This is a genomic window from [Empedobacter] haloabium (genome assembly GCA_008011715.2).
Classification (GTDB): domain Bacteria; phylum Pseudomonadota; class Gammaproteobacteria; order Burkholderiales; family Burkholderiaceae_D; genus Rugamonas; species Rugamonas haloabia.
The window spans coordinates 180353-206337 of record CP136508.1 but is presented as its reverse complement, the minus strand read 5'-3'; the positions used below and the strand labels follow the sequence as shown (position 1 = coordinate 206337).

Here is a 25985-nt window from a genome sequence, read left to right as displayed (position 1 = left end):
ATGTTGCACCTAAAATGGGGACAGACCCCATTTTTCCGGCAATGTTGCTTAGAAAATGGGGTCTGTCCCCATTTTCCGAGCAATGTTTAGCGAGCCATCGTCCGCTCGAGGAAGTCCAGCCGGTCCTGGCCCCAGAAGCTTTCACCCTCGTACACGTACCAGGGCGAGCCGAATACGCTGGCGGCCATGCCCTCATCGGTGTTGCGGTCGTACTCGGCCTGCACGCTGGCCGTCTGCGACGACTTCAGCAGCTGCGCGCCATCGAAGCCGCCGTCGTTGGCGATGGCGATCAAGGTGGCGTCGTCGCCGATATTGCGGTCCTCGGCCCACAGGCCGCGCATGATCGCGCCGGCCAGTGCCAGCGCCTGCTCGACGCCATGGCCCAGCCGGGCGGCGACGATCAGTTTCGCCGCCGCGTCCGGCGACACCGGAAAGTACGTCGGCTGCGGGTTCAACGGCACGCCCAGGTAAGCCGACCAGCGCGTCAGTTCCGTCAGGCGGTAGGCCTGGCGTTGCGGGGCGCGCTTGGCCAGCGGCAGGCCACCCGAGGTGGCGAACACCTTGCCCAGGTCGAGCGGACGCAAGTCGATCGCCACGCCATGCCGGCGGCACAGCGCGACGAAACGTTCATGACCCAGGTAGGCCCAGGGCGAATGCGGTGCGAAATAGTACTGGCAGCTCTTGCTCATGGCGCTCCCGTCAGAACGGCTTGACGACGACGAGGATGACGATCACCAGCAGCAGCAGCACGGGCACCTCGTTGAAATACCGGTAGAACACGTGGCCGCGCCGGTTGGCGCCGCGCTCGAATTTCTTCAGCAGCGAGCCGCAGGCGTGGTGATAACCCAGCACCAGCACGACGAACAGCAGCTTCGCATGCAGCCAGCCCGGCAGCTTCATCCCTTCCGGACCGCTGTACTGCATCCACGCCAGGATCAGGCCGAACACGACGGCCGGCACGGCCAGCATCGTCGTGAAGCGGTACAGCTTGCGCGCCATCAGCAGCAGCCGTTCCGTCGTCGATCCCGGCGTTTCCATGGCCAGGTTCACAAAAATGCGCGGCAGGTAGAACAGGCCGGCGAACCACGATGTGACGAAGACGATGTGCAGCGCTTTGATCCAGAGCATGGGGTTCCTTTATTGACGAGTTTCGCCGTGACCGAACACGACGTACTTCAGCGATGTCAGGCCTTCCAGGCCCACCGGGCCGCGCGCGTGCAGCTTGTCGTTCGAGATGCCGATCTCGGCGCCCAGGCCGTACTCGAAGCCGTCGGCGAAACGCGTCGACGCGTTCACCATCACGGAGGCGGAATCGACTTCGCGCAGGAAGCGCATCGCCGCGCTGTAGTCCTCCGTGACGATGGCCTCGGTGTGCTTCGACGACCAGGTGTTGATGTGGTCCATCGCCGCGTCGATGCCATCGACGATCTTCACCGCCAGGATCGGCGCGAGGTACTCGGTGGCCCAGTCCTCTTCGGTGGCCTGGGCCAGGTGCGGGTAGCCGGCGCCGGCCAGGATCGCGTGGCTCTCGGCATCCGCGCGCAGCTCGACCGACTCGGCCAGGTAGCGCTGCGCCAGTTGCGGCAGCACCGTCGGCGCGATGCTGCGCTCGACCAGCAGCGTCTCCATCGTGTTGCAGGTGCCGTAGCGGTGGCACTTGGCGTTGAAGCCGATGTCCAGGGCCTTTTGCAGGTCGGCCTTGGCGTCGATATAGACGTGGCAGATGCCATCGAGGTGCTTGATCATCGGTACCGTGGCTTCGGCCATCAGGCGCGCGATCAGGCCCTTGCCGCCGCGCGGCACGATCACGTCCACGTATTGCGGCATCGTGATCAAGGCGCCCACGGCGGCACGGTCGGTTGTGTCGACCACCTGCACGCCATCGGCCGGCAAGCCAGCTTCTTCCAGCCCAGCCTTGACGATGCGCGCCAGCGCGCGATTGCAGTGGATCGCTTCCGAGCCGCCGCGCAGGATCGTCGCGTTGCCGCTCTTGATGCACAGGCCGGCCGCGTCCACCGTCACGTTCGGGCGCGCTTCATAGATGATGCCGATCACGCCCAGCGGCACGCGCATCTGGCCGACCTGGATGCCGGTCGGGCGCACCTTCAGGTTCGAGATCTCGCCCACCGGGTCGGGCAGTGCGACGATCTGGCGCAGACCCTCGACCATCGTGGCAATCGCCTTGTCGGACAGCGCCAGGCGGTCCAGCATCGCCGGCGCCAGGCCATTGGCGCGTGCCGCTTCCATATCCTGCGCGTTGGCCGCGCGCAGCGCCGGCGCCTCGCGTTCGATCGCGGCGGCGATCAAGGCCAGGGCGCGGTTGCGCGTGGCCGTGTCGGCCCGGGCCATCGCGCGCGAGGCGGCGCGGGCGCGCCGGCCCAGTTGTTCCATGTAGTCCGAAATCGCGGTATCCATCACTGTATCCATCACTAAGCTTTTGCCACCTTCAGCGCCAGTTGCAGCATGGCGTCCCACTGGTCGCCGGCGAACGTCTTGCCGCGCAACCCCTTGACCATCTTGTCGACCTGGGCGGCCTCGCGCAGCGCGCCTTCCAGCGTGGCCAGCGACACGCGCCGCAGCGCCGGCTCCATCATGCGCTCGCGCGGCCCCCAGATGCGGTATTCCTTCAGCAGGGCGCCCAGCGGCCGGCCCTGCGCCATCCCTGCCTTCAATTTTAGCAGCGTGCGGATTTCCTCCGACACCGCCCAAAGCACCAGCGGCAGCGCCTCGCCCTCGCCCTTCAGCCCTTCCAGCATGCGCACCAGCCGGGCCGGATCGCCTGCCAGCATCGCTTCGGACAGCTTGAACACGTCGTAGCGCGCCACGTTCAGCACGGCGTCGTGCACCTGCTCGTAGGTCAGCTTGCCCGGCTCGTGCAGCAGGCCCAGTTTCTGGATTTCCTGGTGCGCCGCCAGCAGGTTGCCTTCGACGCGGTCGGCGATGAAGTCCAGGCTTTGCCGGTCCGCGCTCTGGTTCTGCAGCGCCAGGCGCTGCGAGATCCAGTTGGGCAGCTGCGCGCGCTCGACGTTGGGAATCTCGATATACACGGCCGCCTGCTGCAGCGCCGTCACCCAGGCCGCCTTGGCCGTCTGCCAGTCCAGCTTGGGCAGCGTGATCAAGGTGAGGTTGTCCGGGCTGAGGTCCTTGGCGTAGGCCTGCAGCGCCGCGCCGCCGTCCTTGCCGGGCTTGCCGGTCGGGATGCGCAGCTCGATCAGCTTCTTGTCGCCGAACAGGGACAGCGCCTGGTTGGCAGCCAGCAGCTCGCCCCACTTGAAGCTGCGCTCGACCGTCAGCACGTCGCGCTCGGAGTAACCCTGGGCGCGCGCGGCGCGGCGGATCTTGTCGGCCGCTTCCAGCGCGAGCAGGTGCTCGTCGCTGGTGATCACGTACAGCGGCGCCAGGGGTTTGGCCAGGTGGCCGTCCAGCGCATCAGGGCGCAGTTGCATGGTGCCCTTTACTGCTGCGGGGCCGGCTCGGTCGCCGGCATCGTCAGGATGCTGCCGGGACCTGGCACGGAACTGCCCGGCGTCGGCGTGCCCGGCTTGATGGCCGCCATGCGGCGCATCATCTGCTGCACCAGGTCGGACTGCATGTCGCGGTACAGCAGCGCTTCTTCCTGCTCCTTCGCCAGCAGCTGCGTTTCGTTGAACGTGATCGGGCGCGACAGGGTGATCTGGGTGGGGCCCAGCAGCTCGGCGCCCTTGCCGTCCTTGACCCGGAACACGATGTTATAGCTCAGCAGGTACTCGCCCACGCGGCCCGCGCTGTTCAGCGACAGGATCGTCTTCGACCGGGTCTTTTCCGGATCGGTGATGACCTCGATAACGCCATCGGCCGCCTTCGGATCGTTGACGATCACCGTGTTGCCGTTGACGCGGATATTGCGTTTCAGGTCGATCGCCAGCGGCGACGACTCCGGCAGGCCGACGTACATGGTGCGGAACGGCAGCGTGTAGTTGCCGCCGGAACCGCGCAAATGGAAGCCGCAGGCCGACACGCCGGCGGCCAGCGCGGCCACCAGCACGGCATTGCGGGCCAGCGTCATCAAAGTCGTCGTCGCCATCGTCACACCACGATGTTAATCAGCTTGCCCGGCACCACGATGACCTTCTTCGGCGTGCCTTCGATGAACTTCTGCACGCTCTCCTCGGCCAGCGCGGCCGCCTCGATCGCGGCCTTGTCCAGGCCTTTCGCAACTTTTACCGAGCCGCGCAGCTTGCCGTTCACCTGGATCATCATCTCGATTTCCGACTGCTCCAGCGCGGCCGGATCGACCTGCGGCCAGGCCGTGTCCAGGATGTCCTTGTGCGCGGCGGCGTAGCCCAGTTCCGTCCACAGCGCGTGCGTGATGTGCGGCGCCACGGGGTTCAACAAGCGCAGGAAGATCGAGAAGCCTTCGGCGATCACGGCCGAGGATTCGGCGGAATCGTCCAGCTTTGCCGATTCCAGCGTGTTCAGCATCTTCATGCAGGCCGAGACGACCGTGTTGTACTGGATGCGCTTCAGGTCATAGTCGGCCTGCTGCAGCACCTTGTGCAGTTCACGACGCAGCGTCTTGCCGGCGTCCGTGGTGGCGGTCGCCGTGACGGCGGCGCCGGCGGCGGCGATGCGGTCCTTTTGCGCGTAGCCGTAGGCCCACACGCGACGCAGGAAGCGGTTGGCACCTTCCACGCCGCTGCCCGACCATTCCAGCGTCTGCTCCGGCGGCGAGGCGAACATCGTGAACAGGCGCGCGGTGTCGGCGCCGTACTGCTCGATCTGCGCCTGCGGGTCGATGCCGTTGTTCTTCGACTTCGACATCTTCTCGGTACCGCCGATCTGCACCGGCTGGCCATCGGCCTTCAGCAGCGCGGAAACGGGGCGGCCCTTGTCGTCCGTGGTCAGCTCGACGTCGGCCGGGTTGAACCACGTCTTCTTGCCGTTTTCTTCCTCGCGATAGTAGGTTTCGTTCAGCACCATGCCCTGGGTCAGCAGGTTGACGAACGGCTCGTCGAACTTGACCAAGCCGAAGTCGCGCATCACCTTGGTCCAGAAGCGCGCATACAGCAGGTGCAGTACCGCGTGCTCGATGCCGCCGATGTACTGGTCCATCGGCATCCAGTAGTCGTTGCGGCTGTCGACCATCGCGTCGTTCGAGCCAGGGCACGTATAGCGCATGTAGTACCAGGACGAATCGACGAACGTGTCCATCGTGTCCGTCTCGCGGCGGGCCGGCTTGCCGCATTGCGGGCAGTCGCAGGCCAGGAAGGCTTCATGCTTGTTGAGCGGGTTGCCCGTGCCGTCCGGCACGCAGTCTTCCGGCAGCACGACCGGCAGGTCTTTTTCCGGCACCGGCACGGCGCCGCAGTCGGCGCAGTTGATCATCGGGATCGGCGTGCCCCAGTAGCGCTGGCGCGAAATGCCCCAGTCGCGCAGGCGGAACGTGACCTTCTTCTCGCCCAGGCCCAGGGTCGCCAGGTCGGCGGCCACCGCGTCCACGGCTTCCTTGTAGCGCAGGCCGTCGTACTTGCCGGAGTTGGCGACGATGGAGACTTCCTTGTCGCCATACCATTCCTGCCAGGCGTCCAGCGAGTATTCCTTGCCTTCGGCCGTGATCACCTGCTTGATCGGCAGGTTGTATTTTTTCGCGAAGGCGAAATCGCGCTCGTCGTGCGCCGGCACGCCCATCACGGCGCCGTCGCCGTAGGTGATCAAGACGTAGTTGCCGACCCAGACTTCGACCTGCTCGTTGGTCAATGGGTGGGTGACGAACAGGCCGGTCGGCATGCCCTTCTTTTCCATCGTGGCCATGTCGGCCTCGATGACGGAGCCCATCTTGCACTCGGCGATGAAGGCCTGCAGCTCAGGGTTGTTCTTGGCGGCGTGGGTTGCCAGCGGATGCTCGGCCGCGACGGCGCAGAAGGTCACGCCCATGATCGTGTCCGGGCGCGTCGTGAAGACGTACAGTTTGCCATCGCCGATCAGCTGGTCGTCGTCGCCCTTGATCTGGTGCGGGAACGCGAAGCGCACGCCGGTCGATTTGCCGATCCAGTTCGACTGCATGATGCGCACGCGCTCGGGCCAGCCGGGCAGCTTGTTGTCGACGAAGTCCAGCAGCTCTTCCGCGTAATCGGTGATGCGGGCGTAGTACATCGGGATCTCGCGCTTCTCGATCAGCGCGCCCGAACGCCAGCCGCGGCCGTCGACCACCTGCTCGTTGGCCAGCACGGTCTGGTCGACCGGGTCCCAGTTCACGGTGCCGGTCTTCTTGTAGATGATGCCCTTCTCGAGCATCTTCAGGAACATCCACTGGTTCCACTTGTAGTATTCCGGCTTGCAGGCCGTCATTTCGCGCGACCAGTCGATGGCCAGGCCCATCATCTCCATCTGCGCGCGCATGTGGGCGATGTTGGAGTAAGTCCACTGCGCCGGCGGCACATTGTTCTGCATGGCCGCGTTCTCGGCCGGCATGCCGAAGGCATCCCAGCCCATCGGCATCAGCACGTTGTAGCCATTCATCCGCAGGTAGCGGTACATCACATCATTGATCGTATAGTTGCGCACGTGGCCCATGTGCAGCTTGCCGGACGGGTACGGCAGCATCGAGCACGCGTAGTATTTCCCCTTCGGGAAACGCGGGTCGTTTTCGACGGCTTTATAGGCGTCGATCGCCTTCCAGTGGGATTGGGCAGCTTTTTCGACGTCGGCGGGACTATATTTGTCTTGCATGATGGATGCACAATTAGTGAATATGAACCGAACATTATACTTCTTAGCCGTGCGCGGCAGCGCAGCATGGCGCTGACGTTCTACACCGAGTTCGCGCCCTGCCCGGCGTTGCGGCCTTACGTGGACTGCCTGTGGGCGGCGCACACCGATGCGGCAGCGCCCCATCGGGTGCTGCCGGACAACTGCATCGACATCCTGTGGCAGGACACCGGCGCCGGCGCCTTTGCGGTCGGCATGATGAGCACCCCCATCTGGGTGCCGGCGCGGCAGCCCGTGCGGACCGTGGCCGTGCGTTTCCGGCCCGGTGCCGCCACCCTGTTCCTGGGCGCCCCCTTGCACGTGCTGACGGATACCCGCGCCGACCTGGCCGACCTGTGGGGGCGCGCCGACGCGCTGCGGCTGCAGGACGCGCTGTGGCAGCCAGCACTCACGACCGCCACGCGGCTGCGCCGGATCGAGGAGGCACTGCTCGCCCGCCTGGCCTGTGCAGCCCCGGCGCCGACGCTGGGCCAGCGCGCGGTGGCGGCCATCGAAGCGTCACATGGCACGCTGCGCCTGGAAGCGCTGGCGGACGCCCTGCACGTCTCGCGCCAGCACCTGTCCCTGCAGTTCCGCCAGCAGGTCGGGCTGACGCCCAAGCTGTTCGCAAGAATCTGTCGCTTTCGCCGCGCCAGCGCGGCCCTGCGCGACGGCGGCGCTGGCGAGCTCGCGCAGGTGGCACTCGACTGCGGCTACTTCGACCAGTCGCACCTGATCCGCGACTTCCACGATTTCGCCGGCACCACGCCGGCCGCATGGCGGCGCTGATCTTCCATTTTTCCAATCGCCCCTGCTGCCATCATGGCAAGATGGCGCCATCGACAACAGGAGACTCCCCATGATCAAAGGACTGCGTACCGCCATTTACCCCGCCCCCGACCTGGCCGCCGCCAAAGCGTGGTATGCCCAGGTATTCGGCGCGGAGCCGTATTTCGACCAGCCGTTCTACGTCGGCTTCAGTATCGGCGGCTTCGAGCTGGGCCTGATCCCGGACGGCACGCCCGGCACGGCCGGCACCCAGGTGTACTGGGGCGTGGATGACGTCGAGGCCGAAGTCGCGCGTATCGTCGCGCTGGGTGCAAGCGTTCACTCCGCCGTGCAGGACGTGGGCGAAGGCATCCGCACCGCCGAGCTGGCCGATCCGTTCGGCAATGTGCTGGGACTGATCCAGAACCCGCATTTCGATCCGAAGCAGGTACGCTGAGCGTGCAAGCAGTGATCGCAAATTCGGCAGATTCGGGGGACAGCCTCTAATGCCGCTAAGTTAAGGATGCAAGACTCGCTGGGCCGCAGGCATATCCCTCAACCCCAGACCCAAAACCGGGGTCAGACCCGCCGGGGCCGACCCCGGCTCTCCGCTTTTGGGCGCAAAGACGTCCGCGGCTGGCTGATAATTTTCCTTAACTTGGCGGCATTAGGGACAGCCTTCGATTTCACCGAGCAACTTGCGTCCCATTGGGAGGCTGTCCCCGATTCCTGCGGGTATGCTAATATACGGTTCGTATATAAACCGTATAAAGGCACCACCATGGGCATCGTCAAGATCTCCGACCAGATGCATGAGAACCTGCGCATCGCCAGCGGCGCCCTGAGCCGCTCGATCAACGCGCAGGCCGAGCACTGGCTGCGCATCGGCCTCCTGGCCGAAACCAATCCCGACCTGAATTACAGCGAGCTGTGCCAACTGCTGCTGCGCGGCGACACGGGCGGCGGACCGCTGCGGCTGGCGCCACTGGACCGGGAGGCGCTCAATGCGTAAGAAAAACAGCAACGAAATCTTGATCAAGTCGCCGGAACAGGTCGAGCTGTCGCGCGCCGCCGGCCAGCTGGCCGCCGACGTGCTGACGATGATCGGCCCGTACGTGAAACCAGGCGTATCGACCGAGTACCTGGACCAGCTGTGCCATGACTACATCGTCAAGGAACTGAAGGTCATCCCGGCCAACGTCGGCTACGCCGGCTTCACCAAGACGCTGTGCACGTCCGTCAACGAGGTCGTCTGCCACGGCATTCCGTCGCCGAAGAAGATCCTGAAGGACGGCGACATCATCAACATCGACGTGGCCGTCATCAAGGATGGCTGGTTCGGCGACACCAGCCGCATGTACTACGTCGGCAACCCGTCGAAAGCCGCGCGCAAGCTGTGCGACGTCACCTACGACGCCATGTGGGCCGGCATCCGCGCCGTGAAGCCGGGCGCCACCCTGGGCGACGTCGGCCATGCGATCCAGACGGTGGCCGAGAACGCCGGCTTCTCCGTGGTGCGCGACTACTGCGGCCACGGCATCGGCATGGTCTACCACGAAAGCGTGCAGGTGCTGCACTACGGCCGCCCCGGCACCGGCATGGTGCTGCAACCGGGGATGATCTTCACGATCGAGCCGATGATCAACGCCGGCAAGCACCAGACCCGAGCGCTGCCGGACGGCTGGACGGTCGTGACGGCGGACCGATCGCTGTCCGCGCAGTGGGAGCATATGGTGACGGTGACGGAAACGGGATTCGATGTGCTGACCTTGGGGCCGGGCGAGAAGATCTGAGGCCAGGACCGCGTTGTCATTGTCCAGGTTTTCTTTCAATGTCTGTAGTGCTAACCTGCGATGTCGGTTGCAGAGAAATCGCATGTCCCTGTTCTCCCTGCCGCGCCCGCTTGCACCTTTCCTCTGCGAGGACCTATGGCACTCAGGCACCCGCATCGCCGCCGCCCGGGCAACTTCGGCACGATTCTCGATCATGCCGAACGCGTCGTCCGGCTCGTTCTGTCCACCGTCGTGGTCGCTATCCTGCTGTGGCTATGCTGGACCGATCCCGTGCTGTCGGCCAACTCCCAGACCTACCTGAAGGCGCTGATGGCGCTGGCCTTTGCCGTGCTAATGGCATCGCTGGCTGGCCTGCTTGAATTCGAAGGCAGGGTGCCCGGCTGGACTGTCCGGGCCGCCGGGGCCAGCGCGATTTTTGCCCTCGTCTGGTTCACATTGCCGGCAAGCGTAGGGTCGCTGGAGCGGCGCGTGGCGGCCGACATCAATATCGGCAAACTCGCACTGTTCGATATCCGCAGCATGGAACCACCAGGCGACCCGCGCCTGCAGGCAGCGGCCGCGGTGGCCGTGACGGTCCCTGTGGATGTGGTCGCCACTTCCCGTTTCAACGAAGCCCATCCCGCGGCGGTGCGTGGCGCGGTGCTGCGATTGACGGCCGGTACCCACACGGTCACGCTGCCCTGGCTGTATTTCGTGCGTCACGTGCCAGGCCAAGGCGGCTCCTGGCTTTCCGCCGATCCGTTGGCGACAGCGCAGACCTTCGAGATCGCCGCCGGCACGCACCAGTATCGCGAAGTCCTGTTTGCCAGCCATCCCGATCAGCTCAACTGGGGCCAGGTGGTCCGGCATCTGGAGCGGGCAGGTACGCTGGAACTGAAGGTGCTCTGGAAGACCGAACAGGTACAGGGTCCCACCGGCATCGAACAGTCTTGCCGTGCCGCGATCGACGTGCGATCCGGCGCGCTGCGCCGTGCGTTGCGCAACGCCCGCCACCCCGGCAGGTTTGTCTTCAACTGTGTCATGTGAGGCCATCATGAACAATGTCGCAAGAAGCGTGTTATTTCTGCTGATGCTGGGTTCGCAGGCGGGGCTCGTCGCAGCACAGGACCAATCCGCCCCCAAGCCGGCGGCCCGGGCAGATCCAGCCGAGGGCATGACCGCTCGCCCGCACGACAAGCAGAACAAGCGGGGCCACTGTGGCAACCTGAAGAGCGAAGACTGCAACTTTGTCAGGGTCCCCAAGCCCAAGGGTGGCCCATGCCAGGGCACCATGTGCCCGCCGGGCAGGCCTGAGTCCAAGCGGCCGCTGGAAGAGCTGACGCAGCCGCGGCAGTCCGGGACGCGTTAAGCCGGCACCCGCCGGGCCGGCCGCAGGGCGGGAGCGGCGCCGGCATCCATGATCGCGTCAGCGCAGCACCAGCTGCAGTGCCGGCTTCTCGCCGTAGTCTTCGTAGCGTTCGTTGATGCCGCCCACGCAGTATTCGATCTCCTCCAGCAGTTCGGGCACGGCCGTGCGCATCGCGTGCGCGTTGTCGATGACGATCTGCAGCAGCTCGTTCGGCTTCAGGCGGAACTTCGTCATGCCTTCGTCGTCGCGCAGGTAGGAGAGTGCGTCGACCCACGAGTCCATCGTGTCGCCATAGTAATCGGGCAGTCCCAGCGCCGCGCGGCTGGCGGCGTGGAACGAGGCTTCATCGCGGATCGCCGCGCCGTCCAGGGTTACACTGGCCATTATTTCGCTTCCTTCGGGTCGGTGACGAAGACCAGCTTCGTCAGGCCCTGCGCCTGCGCGGCCGCCATCAGCTGGGCCACCGCTTCATAGCGGGTGGCGCGGTCGGCGCGCAGTTGCAGTTCGGGTTGGGGGTCGCGCCGGGCGGCGGCGGCCAGGCGCTGCGCCAGCTCGTCGCCCTTCAGCGCCTGTTCGTTCCAGTAGACGGTGCCGCCAGCGTCGATCGCCACCGTGACGTTTGCCGCGCCCTGCTGCACCGCCGCGGCCTTGGCCTTCGGCAGGTCCAGGCTGACGGCATTGGTGAACATCGGCGCGGACAGGATGAAGATCACCAGCAGCACCAGCATCACGTCCACCATCGGGGTGACGTTGATGTCGGCCATCGCTTCCTTCTGGCGGTGGTGGTTGAATGCGCCGAATGCCATCGCGGCCCCAGTCTTTGCTCAGTTCTTGGTCAAGTAGGCGTGCAGGTCGTGCGCGAACGCGTCCAGCTCGGACAAGGTCAGGCGGTTCACGCGGTTGAAACCGTTATACGCCAGCACGGCGGGAATCGCCACCATCAGGCCCACGCCCGTCATGATCAGCGCTTCGCCGACAGGACCGGCGATGCGGTCGATCTGCACCGGGCCGGTGGACGACACGGCTGCCAGCGCATGGTAGATGCCCCAGACGGTGCCCAGCAGCCCGACGAACGGCGCGGTGGAAGCGATCGACGCCAGCAGGGTCAGGCCGCTTTCCAGGCGCACGGTGGAGCGGTGGATGGCGTCGCGCAAGAGGCGCGTCATCTGTTCGGCCGGGCTAACGGCGCTGCCCAGCGAAGCCGGACCCGGCGCCACGCGCACGGTGCCCTGGCTGGCCAGGGCAAGATAGATGCCTTCCGGGTCGCCGGCGGCGACGACGGCCACGCCATCCTGCAAAGTCGGGGCATCCCAGAAGCGCCGCACCACGCCGGCGCTGCGGCGCACGCGCCAGGCCATCAGGCCCTTGGACAGGATGAAGAACCAGCTCGTCAGCGACATCGCCAGCAGCAGCCAGGCGACGGCGTGGCTGATCGCGTCGCCGCGCTCCCAGTACGTCGCGAAGCTGAAATGCTCCATGGCTGTCGTCAGCCGTTCAGCGCCAGCACGTCGAACATGTCGAACAGGCCCGTCTTGTGGCTGGCCAGGAAGCGCGCGGCACGCAGCGAGGCCTTGCGCGTAACCGGCGCGGCTGCTGGACTTGTGGCTGATCTCGATGCGCTCGCCGGTACCGGCGAACAGCACGGTATGGTCGCCGATGATGTCGCCGCCGCGCACCGTGGCAAAACCGATGGTGGACGGATCGCGTTCGCCCGTCACGCCTTCGCGGCCATAGACGGCGCATTCCTTCAGGTCGCGGCCCAGCGCGTCGGCGATCACTTCGCCCATCTTCAACGCGGTGCCGGACGGCGCATCGACCTTGTGGCGGTGGTGCGCTTCGATGATTTCGATGTCGTAGCCGGTAGCCAGGCTTTTCGCAGCCAGCTCCAGCAGCTTCAGGGTGACGTTGACGCCCACGCTCATGTTCGGTGCGAACACGATCGCGGTCTTCTCGGCGGCGGCTGCGATGGCGGCCCTGCCGGCGTCGTCGAAGCCCGTCGTGCCGATCACCAGCTTGACGCCGTGCGCCGCGCAGTATTCCAGATGCTTCAGCGTGCCTTCGGGACGGGTGAAGTCGATCAGCACATCCGCGCCCTTCAGGCCTTCGGCCAGGTCGGACGTCACCAGCACGCCGGCCGGCTTGCCCAGGAACGCGGCGGCGTCCTGGCCCAGGCCGTCGCTGCCGGCGATGCCCAGTGCGCCGGACAGGCGCAGGTCGTCGGCGTCCTGCACCGCTTCCACCAGCATGCGGCCCATGCGGCCGCCGGCGCCGGCCACGGCGATATTCAGTTGACCCATGAGTTGACTCATCGCTTCCTCAGTTCTGCTTGACGTTGACTTCGACCGGATTGCGGTTGCCCGACTCCTGGCCGCCCGGCAGCGGCGCACGCGTGGCAGCCGGCTGGTTTTCGCTGTCGCGCTTCTGGTCCTTCTGGAACTTCTTGATCGGGCCGGCGATGCGGGCGATGTATTCCTGCTCGGTCGGCAGCTCGCCGCCCTCGAAGCGTTCGACCTTGCCTTCCTTGTCGAAGTAGACGACGACGGCGCTGGTGGTCAGTTCGCCGTTGCCGCGCGCCAGGCGGAACGGGTAATCCCAGCGGTCGGCGTGGAAGATGTCGTTCAGCAGCGGCGTACCCAGCACGAAGCGCACCTGGTCGCGCGTCATGCCTGTCTTCAGTTGCGCCAGCATTTCCTTCGACACGAAGTTACCCTGCTGGATATCCGGACGGTAAGGCGAGAAGAACCACATGAATTTCTGCGCCTTCGAGATCGTGATCGTCTGGGCGCCCTGCTTCGGGTCGACCTGCACTTCCGGTTCGCGCGCGGCGCGGCCACCTTCCTGCGGGCCCAGCACGGAACGGCCGGCACAGCCCCCCAGCGCGAGCGCGACGCCGGCCACGGCCGCGAACAAAGGCAGGCGGCGTTTCAAACTGTGCAACATGGAAGGGGGCGTGCGATGCAAAACGGCCGGGGTGAAGCGCATAGGTGACCTCAATTCAGATTGAGCGGAAGTGCCAAAACGCTATATCATAAAGCACTCCAGCCAAAACCGACTACCAAACATGAGTAACAACCCCACCGACCTGAAGGCCAGCGGCCTGAAGGCCACCCTGCCGCGCCTGAAAATCCTGGACATTTTCCAGAACAGCGCGGTGCGCCACCTGACGGCCGAAGACGTCTACAAGATTCTGCTGGCCGACAATATGGACGTCGGCCTGGCAACCGTCTACCGCGTGCTCACGCAGTTCGAGCAGGCGGGTCTGCTGCACCGCAATCACTTCGAAAGCGGTAAAGCCATTTTCGAACTGAACCAGGGCACCCACCACGACCACCTCGTCTGCCTCGACTGCGGCCGCGTGGAAGAATTCGTCGACGAGGAAATCGAGCAGCGCCAGCACCGCATCGCGGACGAGCGCGGCTTCAAGATCGCCGAGCATGCGCTGGCGATCTACGGCAACTGCACCAAAACGAACTGCCCGCACCGGCACTGAACCGCCGCGGCAAATGAAAACGGCCCTCGCGAGGGCCGTTTTTTATTGCCTGAAAAATGGGGTCTGTCCCCATTTTTCAGGCAAGATTTCTTGGAAACAGGGGACTGTCCCGGGTTTTCAGTTGTGGCTCAGCGCGTTCGACAGCAGCCTTGACGTGATGTCCACGATGGGAATCACGCGCTCGTAGGCCATGCGGGTGGGGCCGATCACACCCAGCGTGCCGACGATGCGGCCGTTCGCTTCGTAGGGCGCGGTGACGACGCTCATCTCGTCCATCGGCACCAGGTTCGATTCGCCGCCGATGAAGATCTGCACGCCGGACGCTTTCGACGACACGTCCAGCAATTGCATCAGCCCGGTTTTCTGCTCGAACATGTCGAACATCTGGCGCAGCGACGACATGTTCGACGACAGGTCGCTGACCGAGAGGAGATTGCGTTCGCCCGCGATCACCATGTCTTCCGCGCTGTCGGCCATCGCCTCGCTGCCCGCTTCGACAGCGGCCTGCATCAGCCGGCCCATGTCGTCGCGCAGCTGGCGCAGCTCGCCCTGCATGCGCGTGCGCACCTGGTCGAATGCCAGGCCGCTGTAGTGCTGGTTGATGAAATTGGCCGACTGCTGCAACTGCGCCGGCGTGTAGTCGACGTCGGTCAGCAGCAGGCGATTCTGCACGTCGCCACCCGGGGTGACGATGACGAGCAGGATGCGCTTCTCGCCCAGGCGCAGGAACTCGATTTGCTGGAACACCGATTCATGGCGCGGGCTCAGCACGACGCCGGCAAACTGGGACAACGACGACAACATCTGCGCCGCGTTGGCGATCAGCTTCTGCGGCGGCTGCGCCTGCGGACACAGGCGCGCCTCGACGGCGCTTTCGTCGATCGGCTGCACGGTCAGCAGGGTATCGACGAAGATGCGGTAGCCACGCGGCGTGGGCACGCGGCCGGCCGACGTGTGGGGACTGGCGACATAGCCGAGCTCTTCCAGGTCGGCCATGATGTTGCGGATCGTGGCCGGGGACAGGTCAAGGCCGGAAATCTTCGACAGCGCGCGCGAGCCGAGCCGGCTGGCCATCGGCGATATAGCGCTCTACCAGGGCTTTGAGCAGGGTTTGGGCACGGTTATCGAGTTGCATAGTTCAATCTTCAGGCGTACACACTATTATGCACGGCTGGCGACAGCACAGGAAATTCAATCGCCCAACTGTTGTTCCAGCCACGCAATCAACTCCTCCAGACTGCTGCAGATCGCATCGGGCACGATCCCCGCCTCCAGGTGAGCGGTACTGCCCGTGCGGTTCATCCACACGGCGCGCAGGCCGGCTTTCTGCGCCCCCTCGACGTCCAGGCGCAGGTCGTCACCCACGTACACCGTTTCGGCCGGCGCCACCCCCAGCGCTTCGCATGCGGCCAGGAAGATCGCCGGGTCGGGCTTGGCCTTGCCGAAACGGCTGGCGGCCAGCGCCACCTTGAAATGGTGGGCGATACCGATGACTTCAAGGTCCGCGTTACCGTTCGTGACGGCGCCCAGGGTGACGCGGTCGGCCAGGTGCAGCAGGCCCGGCAGCACGTCGTCATAGGGTTTGACAGCGTTGCGTGCCGCGAGGAAATGCTGCATGGCCCCGTCGAGATGCTGGACGTTCTCGCCCACGTGTTCGAACGCCGCGTGCAACGCGGCGCGGCGCAGCCTGGCCAGGTCCAGGTGGTACTCCGGCTCGGCCGCGAGCAGCGCCATCCGGCGTGCGCGCAGTTCCTCGATCGAAAAGGCCTGCGCCACCTTGGGCGCGTGCGCGGCCAGCCACGCGTGCAGCGTGAGCTCCGCTTCGGCAATGACGGGCGCGATGGGCCAGAGCGTATCGTCCAGGTCGAACAGGACGGCGCGGGGGCGGTGGAATGCGTTCATGACACCATTGTCGCATGCCCTGAAATGCTTGCCACGTCCAGCAGAGCGGCACAGGTAGAATGCGAAAGACGCAATTTTTCCAGGAGATCCCGTGCTGACGAGTAACCCGGTGTTCCTGCGGCTGCTGCCCGCGGCCCTGCTGGCGGGCTGCGCCAGCGTTCAGCCCACCAGTTCCATGCTGTCGGCGTACGTGGTGCTGGGCGAACAGGGCAGCGCCACGGCACGTGTGCTCAGCAGTGCAAGCGAATGCCCCGCCATTGAACTCGACGGCAGCGTCCAGCCGATGCGGCTGCGCTCGCCTGCCGCGACCATCGCGCAGCGCCCCACCGCCTCCAGCAGCACCGATTCGAAGCCCTCCGCCTTTCCTGTGCTCACGTGCGAATTGCCGCTGCCAGCGGGCACACGCGCCGCCAGCGTGGCGGGCCAGCCGCTGCCGCTGCCCCGGTCCGAAGCACGCAGGATCGTCGTCATCGGCGACACCGGTTGCCGCCTCAAGAAGGCCGACAACGCTTATCAGGCCTGCAACGATCCCGAGCAGGCGCCGTTCGGCACCGTCGCGGCCGCCGCGGCTGCCTGGGGCCCGGACCTGGTCATCCACGTGGGCGACTATCATTATCGCGAGAATCCCTGCCCCGACGGCAATGCCGGCTGCGCCGGCAGCCCGTGGGGTTACGGCTGGGACACCTGGCGCGAGGATTTCTTCCGTCCCGCCGAGCCGCTGCTGCGGGCCGCGCCCTGGGTAGTCGCGCGCGGCAACCATGAAACCTGCGTGCGCGGCGGCCAGGGCTGGTGGCGCTTCCTCGACCCGCGTCCGCTGGCACCGGGGCGCGACTGCAACCTGGCCGCCGACGATCAACTGGGCGACTACAGCGATCCCTACGCCATACCGCTGGCGCCGGACACGCAATTGCTGGTGGTGGACACGGCCGCCACCACGTGGAAGGGCCTGAAGCCGGGCGACACCGGCTACGAGCGCTATCGCGACGCGTACACGAAAGTGGCGGCGCTGGCGCAGCGCACGCCATACAACCTGCTGGCGAACCACCATCCGATCCTGGGCTTCGGCGCCGACCTGGACAAGCACGGCCAGCGCTACCTGCAACTGGGCGACAAGGGCCTGCAGGACAGCTTCGGTTCCATCAACCCCTTGCTGCTGCCGGCCAACGTGCAGGCGCTGCTGTCCGGCCACGTGCACCTGTGGCAGCAGGTCAGTTTCGCCAGCCCCCATCCAACCCAGTTCGTCACGGGCTTTTCCGGCACGGCCGAAGCCACCGTGCCGCTGCCGGACGATCCGATGGCCGTGCAGCCGGCGCCGGGCGCCGTCATCGGCGCTTTCAGCTCCTGGGTAGGCGGCTTCGGCTTCATGACGATGGAGCGCACCGGGCCGGGCAGCTGGCGGGTCGAGGTGCACGACCGCCATGGCGCGGTCAGGAACCGCTGCACGCTGACGGACCGGCAAGCGCGCTGCGAAACGGCGCAGATCCGCTAGCAGTGCGGTTCTGGCCGACACAAGTCGTTACAAGGATTTGTCGAGCTTGGCGTTGTTAAATGCACTAAAATAAGCGCCGACTCATGCTCCGCGCCGCGGCACAGCATTCCAGCTTATTGATTTTGGAGAGATTTTTGATATGAAGAGTATGTATGTGCGCGCGAGCGCGGGCGCGCTGTGCGCGGCACTGCTGGCGGGTTGCGGCGGCAGCGATAATGGCAGCCTGGTGCTGCAGGTCACCGTCCACACCCTGACCAAGCCCGGCCTCGTGCTCAAGAGCGGCAGCCAGACCGTCAGTGTCGGTCCTTCCGCAGCGGTGTCGCAATATGTCACCTTCCCCAACCTGATCGAGGAAGACAGCACGATCGACGTGCAGATTCAAACGCAGCCGACCGCCGCCAAGTGCGACGTGGTGGCGAAGACCATCGGCCTGAAAGCCAACTACTACACCGCCCGCCAAGTGGAAGTCACGTGCAAGACGTTCAGCTACAAGCTGGGCGGCACCGTCAGCGGGCTGACCGCGGATGGCCTGATCCTGAACAACGGCGCCGTGCAGAAGGCAGTCCCCGCGGGCAGCACGAGCTTCACGTTCGACACGGAAGTCGATGACGGCGCCAACTATGGCATCACCGTCCTGCAAAACCCGACCGGCCAGGTCTGCAGCGTAGCCAACAATGCCGGCACGATGCCATCGGGCCCCGTCAACAACATCGTTGTCACCTGCACCAAGGCCTGAGCGCGCGACACCGGTACCGGCGCGCCCACGCGGCGCGCTTCTTTTTGGAGAATGCAATGAAAGCAATGTATCTGGGCCCGATCGCGCTGGCCCTGGCACTGGCCGGCTGCGGCGGCAAGGAATCGTTTACGATCAACGGCACCGTCAGCGGCCTGAAATTCAGTGGCATGGAACTGACCAACGGTGGCGACAAGATCGCGGTCAACCCTGCGCCGGACGGCACGTCCGATGTCACGTTCCAGTTCCCGAACTCGATCGACTACGGCGACGAGTACGAGATCGCCATCAAGAACCCGGCGCACCAGAGCTGCGGCCCGGCCATCACGGGCGCATTGAAGGGCTCGGCGGGCTATACGCAGACGATCAATGTGGCAATCGTTTGCTCGGTCAACACCTATCAGCTGACCGGCACGGTGAGCGGCCTGGACGTGGACGGTCTGGTCATCATCAACGGTAACGGCTCGGAATTCACGGTTCCCAAGGCCAGCACGTCATTCAAGTACCCGGACGCGATCGCGTCGCAGGCGTCGTATGGCTTGGTGGTACTGAAGCAGCCGACCGGCCGCAATTGCGCGATCACCAACGGCACGGGCAGGATGGGCGACGCCGACGTGACCAATATCGCGATTACCTGCGTACCGAAGTGATATTCACAAGTGGAATGATAGGCATTCGTAAAATAAAGTGGATCAATATGCGGCAACGCATCATAATCACTCCCGTCTCCTCCACTTCTTTCTAAGAATTGGATTTAGCCGGCTCTCTGAGCCGGCTTTTTTTTTGCCTGCGCGCTGGTGACATGGCATGAGGGCCGCTGACTATTATTAGCCGAAGACCGGAATCCGGGGTCAGACCCGGCGGGTCTGACCCCAGCTCTGCGCCTTGGGGTGAAAGCAGTCGACGTGGCGCTCCAGCTTACGGCTTCAGGCTGTTGGCCAACGCCACATAAGCCTCCATCGCCACCGCCTCCGGCCGCGCGCCCGGGTCGATGCCGGCGTCGATGATCTGCTGCTCCGTAAACATCCCCGCCAGGCAGTTGCGTATCACCTTGCGGCGCTGCGAGAACGCCTTCTGCACGACCGCTTCCAGGGTCGCCTGGTCGCAAGGCAGCGGATCGGCGATCGGAATCATGCGCACGATGGCCGAATCGACCTTGGGTGGCGGATCGAACGCCTCCGGCGGCACGATGAACATCAGCGCCATGCGGTAGCGCCACTGCAGCATCACGGACAGGCGGCCATAGGCCTTCGTGCCGGGCTCGGCCACCATGCGCTCCACCACTTCCTTCTGCAGCATGAAATGCTGGTCTTCCACCATCGGCGCGTAGTCGGCCAGGTGGAACAGCAGCGGGCTGGAGATGTTGTACGGCAGGTTGCCGACGACGCGCAACTTGCGGCCCTGCGGCACGGGAATCGTGCCGAAATCGAATTTCAGCGCGTCGCCCGAGTGGATCGTCAGCTTCTCGCGTGGAAAACGCTTTTCGAGACGCGCCACCAGGTCGCGGTCCAGCTCCACCACGTGCATGTGGTTCAGCGATTTCAGCAGCAAATCCGTCATGGCCGCCAGGCCGGGGCCGATTTCGACCATCGTGTCGTCCGGCGCCGGCGCGATCGCGTCGATGATGTCGCCCAGGACGCGGTCGTCCTGCAGGAAGTTCTGGCCGAAGCGCTTGCGGGCAATGTGTTTCATGTGTCTTCTAGGTAAAAGGCGGCCGATCGGCCGCCCGAGGTTATGTCAGGCGCGGCTGGCGCGCACCATCGCCAGCGCCGCCGCGATCGCCTGCTCCATACTGCCGCAGTCGGCATGGCCCAGGCCCTTGGCCGCCAGGTCGAGCGCGGTGCCGTGATCGACCGAGGTACGGATCAGCGGCAGGCCCAGCGTGATGTTGACGCCACGGCCGAAGGTGGCGAACTTCAGCACCGGCAGGCCCTGGTCGTGGTACATGGCCAGCACGCAGTCGGCGTCCTGCAGGTACTTCGGCTGGAACAGCGTGTCGGCCGGATACGGCCCGCGCGCATCGATGCCGCGCGCACGTGCCGCTTCGAGGGCCGGCGTGATCGTGTCGATCTCCTCGCGCCCCAGGTAGCCGTTTTCGCCGGCGTGCGGGTTCAGGCCGGTGACGAGGATGCGCGGCGCGGCCAGGCCGAACTTGGTGCGCAGGTCGTGGTGGATGATGTCGAGCGTGCGGCCCAGGCCCTCACGGGTCAGCGCGCCCGCCACGTCCTTCAGCGGCAGGTGCGTGGTGGCCAGCGCCACGCGCAGTTGCGGCACGCCCTCGACGCCGGCAGGCGCCCCGGCCAGCATCATGACCACCTGCGGCGTTCCGGTGCGCTCGGCGAAATATTCGGTATGGCCGGAGAACGGCACGCCGGCATCGTTGATGGTGCTCTTTTGCAGCGGTGCCGTGACGATCGCCGCGAACCAGCCGGCCTGCACGCCTTCGATGGCCGCGTCCAGCACGGCCAGCACGGCGCGGCCGTTTTCCTTGTCCAGCGTGCCAGGCACCACGTGCGCGGCCAGCGGCACGTCGATCGCGCACAGGCGATCGGCGCCGAAATGCGGCACGCCGCCGTTGCGCACGGCCTGCAGCGACAGCGCGCTGACCCGGATGGCCGGATCGAGCGCCTGCGCCGTCATCGCCAGGAACGCCGCATCGCCCAGCAGCACGCAGTTGACCTGCTCGCGCAGGGCCCAGGCGGCACGCAGCGCGATCTCCGGCCCGATCCCGGCCGGTTCGCCCGTGGTGATGCAGATCGTCGGCCGCGGCGCTGGCATGTGCTTACTTCGCTTCCTTCAGGTCTTCGGCGCGGAACTCGACGTAGGCGCGGTCGCGCACCTCGCGCTGGAAGTCCTCGGCCGCCTCGACCATCTTGCGCTCGCGCAGCGCCATGCGCGCCTCGTTGCGCTTCTTCTCCTTCGACTCGTCTTCCGACTTGCGCTCGACCACCTGGATCAGGTGGTAGCCGAAGCTGGTCTCGACCGGGCCGCTGACTTCGCCCGGCTTCAGCGCGTTCATCGCCTGCTCGAATTCCGGCAGCGCGTCGCCCGGCACCAGCCAGCCCAGGTCGCCGCCCTTCTTGGCCGATTCGTCGTTCGAGTACAGGCGCGCCAGTTCCTCGAAGGTGGCGCTCTTGCTGTCCAGGCGCTGCTTGATCTCGGCCAGGCGGCGCTTGGCGTCCGCCGCGCTCAAGGTTGGCGTGACCTTCAGCAGGATGTGGCGGGCGTGGGTCTGCTGCACGGCCGCTTCGGCCTGCGCCTGCGCCACGCTGCGCTTGTCCGAAAGCTTCAGGATATGGAAGCCGCCCACGCTCTTGATGATCGGCGTGACCTGGCCCGGGTTCAGTTTCACCAATGCCTCGGCGAACACCGGCGGAATGCGGTCGGTCTGGCGCCAGCCGACCACGCCGCCCTGCAGGGCGTCGCTGGCGTCCGAATACGTCGCCGCCATCTTGGCGAAGTCGGCGCCGGTGCGCAGCTGGCGCATGACTTCCTCGGCGCGCTTCTGGCGCTGGGCGATCACGTCCGGCGAGGCGTTTTCCGGGATGCGCACCAGGATCTGCGAGATGTTCACCTCGAACTGCTCGGCCGCTGCCGCTTCCTGCGCGGCCAGGAAGCTGTCCACTTCCGCTTCCGACACCTGGATCTTCTGGTCCACCTCGTGCTCGCGCAGGCGCGTCATGATGATCTCGTTGCGGATGTCCTCGCGGAAGGCGGCATACGAGCCGCCCTGCTTCTCGATCTGGTCGCGCAGCTGCTGCACCGTCATCTTCTGCTCGGCGGCCACGCGCACCATGGCGCGGTCCAGCATCGCATCGTCCACCCGCACGCCCATCTCGCGCGCCATCTGCAGCTGCGCGCGCTGCACGATCATGTGCTCGACGATCTGGCGCTGCAGGTCGGCCGCCGACGGCAGCTGCGCGTTCTGCGCCTTCATGCGCTGCACGATCGTGTTCACTTCCTGGGCCAGCTCGCGCCGGGTGATCACCTCGTCGTTGACGATCACGGCGATCGAGTCGATCTCCGTGTTCTTCGATTGTCCCGGCGGCGTGAAGCCCTTCTGGACCGCAGCCGCTGCTGCCGCGGCCGGCTTGGCGTTCTGCGCCACGGCGCTGGTGCCGGCGGCCATTGCGCACAGCAGGACTGCCGCGAGGGTGATCGGGTGCTTACTGGACTTACGCATATCGGAAACGCTCATTGAAGTCGATTAAAACGAGAAGAATAACAGGTATGGCGCGGGAATCGGCAATCGGCGAAGGTAAGCAAACGTAAGCGCCGTCCCCGTTCAACGGCGCGTCACGTCGTTGATGCGCTGATAACCCGGAATGCTGTTCTTCATGACTTCCAGCGGGCTGCCGATGCCCAGCTTGGACAGGCCGGTCAGTTCGAGCTGGAAGAAGAACTGCGTGGAGGTCTTGTTCGCTGTCGTCACGAAGCGCTGCGCGCCCGCGCGGAACACCCAGCAGTCGCAGTTGTACTCGACGCCGATCAGGCTTTCCAGGATGCGGTGGTCCTTCATCGAGTAGCTCAGGCGACCCACGCCATACCATTTCTGCGAGATCGGCCACTGGGTCGAGAAGTCGACGTTCTTGAAGCTGTCGCGCAGGTAGCGGTAGCCGGCGTTGACGACCTTCTTGGCGCCCGGCTGGAACTGCATGTTCAGGCTGGAGCTGACCACCTTCTTGTCGTCCGGGTTGTACTGCACGGCGCTGTCCACGCCCCAGGTGTCGGAGATGCGGCCGGCCGCGGCCAGCAGCAGGTCCGAGCGGCTGCCCGCGGCCGTGGTCGAACCGTCCAGGGTCACGCGCGGCTCGTGGAAATAGAAGCGCTGGCCGAACGACAGGCGCAGTCGCTCGGCGCCCGACTCCTCCAGGAAGCGCGACACCACGGCCGCCGTCACCTGGTTCGCATCGCTGATGCGGTCCGAGCCGACGAAGCGGTTCTCGCTGAAGATCTGCGAGAAGTTGAAGGTGGCGTCCGCCGTGTCGAAGTTCGGGATGCTGGTCTGGTCGCGGTACGGCGTGTAGACGTAGAACAGACGCGGTTCCAGCGTCTGCGTGACGGCGCGGCCGAACAGCTTCGTCTGCCGCTCGAATTCCAGGCCCGAGTCCAGCGAGAACGTGGGGATCGTGCGCGTCTCCGAGCGGCTTTGCTCCAGCCGGCCGGTGCCCGTGTTCTTCCAGTCGTCCAGCTGGTAGGCGCTGGCATTCAACATCAGCTTCGGCGTGATGAAGTAGCTCGGGCTGATGATCGGATAGCTCACCTGCGGCACCACGACCATGCGGTTGCCGTTGATCAGGGTGGGATGCTGGAAGCGCGTGATCTCGCTGTCGACCTGCCAGTCGAAGCCACCGATGTCGTAGCGCGCCGCATGGAAGTTAATCGCCGGCAGGCGGTCATACGGGTGCGGCGTCGGCGTGGTCAGGTCCGGGTCCTGCAGCACCTGGTACTTCTGCACGCGCGCCGTCAGGCTCCAGTATTCGCCACGGTAGTCGGTGCGCAGTTCGCGCAGCAGCTGGCGTTCCGCGCTGCCGGCCACCGTTTTGGAGAAATCGTTCGGATAGTTGTCATCCGAGGCCGCGCGCACATTCCAGCCGAACGACCAGTCCTTGGCCAGCGCCTGCGAATGGCTGGACACCACCTGCCAGCGGTCGATGCCCGCTTCCTTGTCGTGCGGCAGATATTCGACCAGCGTGCGGCCTTCGTACGAGCCCGCGTCCGTCTCGCCGATGTAGCGGCCGACGGCGCCGATCTGCAGCCCGCGGCGCGAGATATAGTGCGGGTACAGCGTCAGGTCGCGGTTGGGCGCGATGTTGAAATAGTACGGCAAGGTCAGCTCGGCGGAACCGCGCGAGCTGTAGCTCGGCAGCGCCGGCAGCCAGCCCGAGCGCCGCTCGCCCGACAGCGAGAACGACAGCGCGGGTGTGCCGATCAAGGGTACGTCCTTGAAGTAGACCACCGTATTGCGCGCGACACCGGTCTCGCGGCCCATGTCCAGTTTGAGCGTGCTGGCCTTCAGATACCAATCCGGATTCGGCCCCTCGCAGGTGCTGTAGGTGCCGTCCACGACGACCGCTTCGTCCGGATTCAGGAAGTCGATGCGGCGCGCCTTGCCCTGGCCGTTGTTCATCTCCAGCTTGTAGGTCGGGTGCAGCATGGTGCCGACGCCGGTATCGGTGTTGATGCGGAATTCATCGGCCGTGTAGTAGTCGCCGAAGCGCCAGACGCGGATATTGTTCTTCGCTTCCAGCTCCGCCTCCACCTGGCGGTAGCAGGCCGAATCGGCGGTGACGCGCATCTTCTCGCGCACGATCTCCACGTCGCGTTCGAGCACGAGTTCGCGTTCCGGCCGCCCGGTGATTTCCTCGGCCCGCACCGTCACGGGCGCGTCCGGATCTTCCACGCGCGGCGTGCCCTTTGCCGCGGCCGCTACGGGCTGTGCATGGGTGGGAACCGCCGATGCGGCGACCAGGGCAGTCAGGGCAAACGCCCAGCGTTGCTTGGATGGGGGGGCCAAAAACCAGCTCATGAAAGGAACGTTACGCGTAGCACCATGACAGGCGATTTTTTGATTTGAATCCCTTATTATATGGGAATCTTCACCATCGCCCGGATTCGACAGGCTGTTTTCATGTCTTTATTGTATAAAGTATCACCAAAATTCGCTCCCGCTGGCGAGCCTGGAACTGCCGGCGCCGCCGCGACTCAACCTGACGATCGCCTCGTCCGGCTGCGGGCATGGCTGCAAGGCCTGGACCTCGTGCAGGTCGAGTCCTGCCGTCCCGCGTCCGCCGATGCCAGCTTCCGCCGCTACTTCCGCTTCGACGTGCTGCCGGCCGCACGGGACGCGCATGGCGCCACGCTGGTGGCGATGGACGCGCCGCCGGAGCGCGAAAACAGCGCCGCCTTCGTCAAGGTCGCCGCGCTGCTGGCCGATGCCGGTGTCTCGGTGCCAGCCATCGTGGCGCAGGACCTGGAACAGGGCTTCCTGCTGCTGTCCGACCTGGGCACGTCCACCTACTTGCAGGTGCTGGACCACGACAATGCCGCCACCCTGTACGCCGAAGCGCTGTCCGCGCTGGTCAAGATCCAGCAGGCCAGCCAGCCCGGCGTGCTGCCCGAATTCGACCGGGCCTTCATGCTGCGCGAGATGAACATCTTCCCCGAGTGGTACATCGGCAAGCACCTGAACGCCACGCTGACGGAGACGCAGAGCGCCGAGCTGCAGAAGGTGTTCGACACGATCATCGCCAACTGCCTGGCGCAGCCGCAGGTGACTATGCACCGCGACTACCACTCGCGCAACCTGATGTGGATGGACGAGAACAACCCCGGCATCCTGGACTTCCAGGACGCCGTCTACGGCCCGATCACCTACGACGCCGCCTCGCTGCTGCGCGACGCCTACGTGTCGTGGGACGAGGAACTGGTGCTGGACTGGGTGATCCGCTACTGGCAGCACGCGCGCGCCGCCGGCCTGCCCGTCTCCAAGGACTTCGACAAGTTCTACAAGGACTTCGAATTCATGGCGCTGCAGCGCCACCTGAAGATCCTCGGCCTGTTCTGCCGCCTGAACTACCGCGACGGCAAGCCGCTGTACCTGGGCGACCTGCCGACGGTGATGGAATACGTGCGCCGCACGGCCGGCCGCTACCGCGAGCTGAAACCCCTGCTCAAGCTGCTCGACGCGCTGGAGAACCGCGCGCCGGACGTGCGCTACACCTTCTGAGGACGCA

Annotated in this window: 26 protein-coding genes and 2 pseudogenes; 11 read left to right on the top strand and 17 right to left on the bottom strand. The window is 65.5% G+C overall.

The genetic code is table 11. The annotated features are described in order from the left end of the window. Positions 1–86: 86 nt before the first annotated feature. Genes E7V67_000885 through leuS form a run of 6 tightly spaced genes read right to left on the bottom strand, consistent with a single transcriptional unit; the run spans position 87 to position 6708 of the window. Positions 87–689 (bottom strand): 2-hydroxychromene-2-carboxylate isomerase, encoded by a 603-nt coding sequence (locus E7V67_000885; GenBank protein WUR13692.1) that lies wholly within the window; start codon positions 687–689, stop codon positions 87–89. Between the two features lie 10 nt (positions 690–699). Then, entirely contained in the window at positions 700–1128 is a 429-nt protein-coding gene (locus E7V67_000880) for a CopD family protein (GenBank protein ID WUR13691.1), read from the bottom strand. A 9-nt stretch (positions 1129–1137) separates the two neighbouring features. Beyond that, entirely contained in the window at positions 1138–2415 is a 1278-nt protein-coding gene (locus E7V67_000875; GenBank protein ID WUR13690.1) for a glutamate-5-semialdehyde dehydrogenase, read from the bottom strand. Positions 2416–2429: 14 nt separating this feature from the next. After that, positions 2430–3446 carry a DNA polymerase III subunit delta gene (gene holA, locus E7V67_000870; protein ID WUR13689.1) on the bottom strand — a complete coding sequence of 339 codons (1017 nt, stop codon included), beginning with the start codon at positions 3444–3446 and terminating at the stop codon, positions 2430–2432. Between the two features lie 8 nt (positions 3447–3454). After that, the gene (gene lptE, locus E7V67_000865; protein ID WUR13688.1) at positions 3455–4063 is read right to left on the bottom strand and encodes an LPS assembly lipoprotein LptE; all 609 of its coding nucleotides are present in this window, start codon (positions 4061–4063) and stop codon (positions 3455–3457) included. 2 nt (positions 4064–4065) lie between these two features. Continuing rightward, on the bottom strand, positions 4066–6708 hold the full coding sequence (leuS, locus tag E7V67_000860; GenBank protein WUR13687.1) for a leucine--tRNA ligase: 2643 nt from the start codon (positions 6706–6708) through the stop codon (positions 4066–4068). 66 nt (positions 6709–6774) lie between these two features. Between leuS and E7V67_000855 the strand changes: the two genes are divergently transcribed. The 6 genes from E7V67_000855 to E7V67_000830 all read left to right on the top strand — a co-directional run bounded on the left by E7V67_000855 (position 6775) and on the right by E7V67_000830 (position 10635). After that, positions 6775–7515: a helix-turn-helix transcriptional regulator gene (locus E7V67_000855; protein WUR13686.1), complete on the top strand. Its 741-nt coding sequence runs from the start codon at positions 6775–6777 to the stop codon at positions 7513–7515. Positions 7516–7585: 70 nt separating this feature from the next. After that, positions 7586–7951 (top strand): VOC family protein, encoded by a 366-nt coding sequence (locus E7V67_000850; protein WUR13685.1) that lies wholly within the window; start codon positions 7586–7588, stop codon positions 7949–7951. A gap of 324 nt (positions 7952–8275) precedes the next feature. Continuing rightward, positions 8276–8506 carry a ParD-like family protein gene (locus tag E7V67_000845; protein ID WUR13684.1) on the top strand — a complete coding sequence of 77 codons (231 nt, stop codon included), beginning with the start codon at positions 8276–8278 and terminating at the stop codon, positions 8504–8506. Continuing rightward, positions 8499–9287: a type I methionyl aminopeptidase gene (gene map, locus E7V67_000840; GenBank protein ID WUR13683.1), complete on the top strand. Its 789-nt coding sequence runs from the start codon at positions 8499–8501 to the stop codon at positions 9285–9287. Before E7V67_000845 ends, map begins: the two co-directional genes overlap by 8 nt. A gap of 135 nt (positions 9288–9422) precedes the next feature. Continuing rightward, entirely contained in the window at positions 9423–10313 is an 891-nt protein-coding gene (locus E7V67_000835; protein WUR13682.1) for a hypothetical protein, read from the top strand. A gap of 7 nt (positions 10314–10320) precedes the next feature. Beyond that, positions 10321–10635 carry a hypothetical protein gene (locus tag E7V67_000830; GenBank protein WUR13681.1) on the top strand — a complete coding sequence of 105 codons (315 nt, stop codon included), beginning with the start codon at positions 10321–10323 and terminating at the stop codon, positions 10633–10635. A 57-nt stretch (positions 10636–10692) separates the two neighbouring features. Here the strand turns inward: E7V67_000830 and E7V67_000825 are convergent, their stop codons facing one another. The 5 genes and pseudogenes from E7V67_000825 to E7V67_000805 all read right to left on the bottom strand — a co-directional run bounded on the left by E7V67_000825 (position 10693) and on the right by E7V67_000805 (position 13575). Continuing rightward, on the bottom strand, positions 10693–11019 hold the full coding sequence (locus tag E7V67_000825) for a barstar family protein (protein WUR13680.1): 327 nt from the start codon (positions 11017–11019) through the stop codon (positions 10693–10695). Next, positions 11019–11441 (bottom strand): biopolymer transporter ExbD, encoded by a 423-nt coding sequence (locus E7V67_000820; GenBank protein ID WUR13679.1) that lies wholly within the window; start codon positions 11439–11441, stop codon positions 11019–11021. The genes E7V67_000825 and E7V67_000820 overlap by 1 nt, the downstream gene beginning before the upstream one ends. Positions 11442–11459: 18 nt before the next feature. Further along, a complete protein-coding gene (locus E7V67_000815) occupies positions 11460–11801 on the bottom strand; it encodes a MotA/TolQ/ExbB proton channel family protein (protein WUR16200.1) in 342 nt (113 codons plus the stop codon). Positions 11802–12121: 320 nt separating this feature from the next. Continuing rightward, positions 12122–12932: pseudogene (gene dapB / locus E7V67_000810) on the bottom strand (4-hydroxy-tetrahydrodipicolinate reductase). 19 nt (positions 12933–12951) lie between these two features. Then, positions 12952–13575 carry an outer membrane protein assembly factor BamE gene (locus E7V67_000805; protein WUR13678.1) on the bottom strand — a complete coding sequence of 208 codons (624 nt, stop codon included), beginning with the start codon at positions 13573–13575 and terminating at the stop codon, positions 12952–12954. 121 nt (positions 13576–13696) lie between these two features. Here E7V67_000805 and fur point away from each other — a divergent pair, with 121 nt between their 5' ends. Further along, complete coding sequence (gene fur, locus E7V67_000800; protein WUR13677.1) at positions 13697–14125, top strand: ferric iron uptake transcriptional regulator; 429 nt, start codon at positions 13697–13699, stop codon at positions 14123–14125. A 117-nt stretch (positions 14126–14242) separates the two neighbouring features. On the opposite strand, the pseudogene hrcA reads toward fur, so the two are convergent. Continuing rightward, positions 14243–15260 (bottom strand): annotated as a pseudogene (gene hrcA / locus E7V67_000795) (heat-inducible transcriptional repressor HrcA). A gap of 56 nt (positions 15261–15316) precedes the next feature. Next, the gene (locus tag E7V67_000790; protein ID WUR13676.1) at positions 15317–16027 is read right to left on the bottom strand and encodes an HAD family hydrolase; all 711 of its coding nucleotides are present in this window, start codon (positions 16025–16027) and stop codon (positions 15317–15319) included. Positions 16028–16118: 91 nt separating this feature from the next. Between E7V67_000790 and E7V67_000785 the strand changes: the two genes are divergently transcribed. The 3 genes from E7V67_000785 (at position 16119) to E7V67_000775 (ending at position 18899) form a co-directional block, all read left to right on the top strand. Beyond that, entirely contained in the window at positions 16119–17516 is a 1398-nt protein-coding gene (locus E7V67_000785) for a metallophosphoesterase (protein WUR13675.1), read from the top strand. 139 nt (positions 17517–17655) lie between these two features. Continuing rightward, positions 17656–18252: a hypothetical protein gene (locus E7V67_000780; protein WUR13674.1), complete on the top strand. Its 597-nt coding sequence runs from the start codon at positions 17656–17658 to the stop codon at positions 18250–18252. A gap of 56 nt (positions 18253–18308) precedes the next feature. After that, positions 18309–18899 carry a hypothetical protein gene (locus E7V67_000775; GenBank protein WUR13673.1) on the top strand — a complete coding sequence of 197 codons (591 nt, stop codon included), beginning with the start codon at positions 18309–18311 and terminating at the stop codon, positions 18897–18899. Positions 18900–19167: 268 nt separating this feature from the next. Here the strand turns inward: E7V67_000775 and rsmA are convergent, their stop codons facing one another. The 4 genes from rsmA to E7V67_000755 form a co-directional block, all read right to left on the bottom strand. Continuing rightward, complete coding sequence (gene rsmA, locus E7V67_000770) at positions 19168–19941, bottom strand: 16S rRNA (adenine(1518)-N(6)/adenine(1519)-N(6))-dimethyltransferase RsmA (GenBank protein WUR13672.1); 774 nt, start codon at positions 19939–19941, stop codon at positions 19168–19170. 45 nt (positions 19942–19986) lie between these two features. Further along, positions 19987–21027, bottom strand: coding sequence for a 4-hydroxythreonine-4-phosphate dehydrogenase PdxA (gene pdxA, locus E7V67_000765; protein ID WUR13671.1), 1041 nt, complete (start codon positions 21025–21027; stop codon positions 19987–19989). 4 nt (positions 21028–21031) lie between these two features. Beyond that, a complete protein-coding gene (locus E7V67_000760) occupies positions 21032–22432 on the bottom strand; it encodes a peptidylprolyl isomerase (protein WUR13670.1) in 1401 nt (466 codons plus the stop codon). A 102-nt stretch (positions 22433–22534) separates the two neighbouring features. After that, positions 22535–24778, bottom strand: coding sequence for an LPS-assembly protein LptD (locus E7V67_000755; GenBank protein ID WUR13669.1), 2244 nt, complete (start codon positions 24776–24778; stop codon positions 22535–22537). A 102-nt stretch (positions 24779–24880) separates the two neighbouring features. Here E7V67_000755 and E7V67_000750 point away from each other — a divergent pair, with 102 nt between their 5' ends. After that, positions 24881–25978, top strand: a complete 1098-nt coding sequence (locus E7V67_000750; GenBank protein ID WUR13668.1) for a phosphotransferase — start codon at positions 24881–24883, stop codon at positions 25976–25978. The last annotated feature ends 7 nt before the right edge of the window (positions 25979–25985 follow it).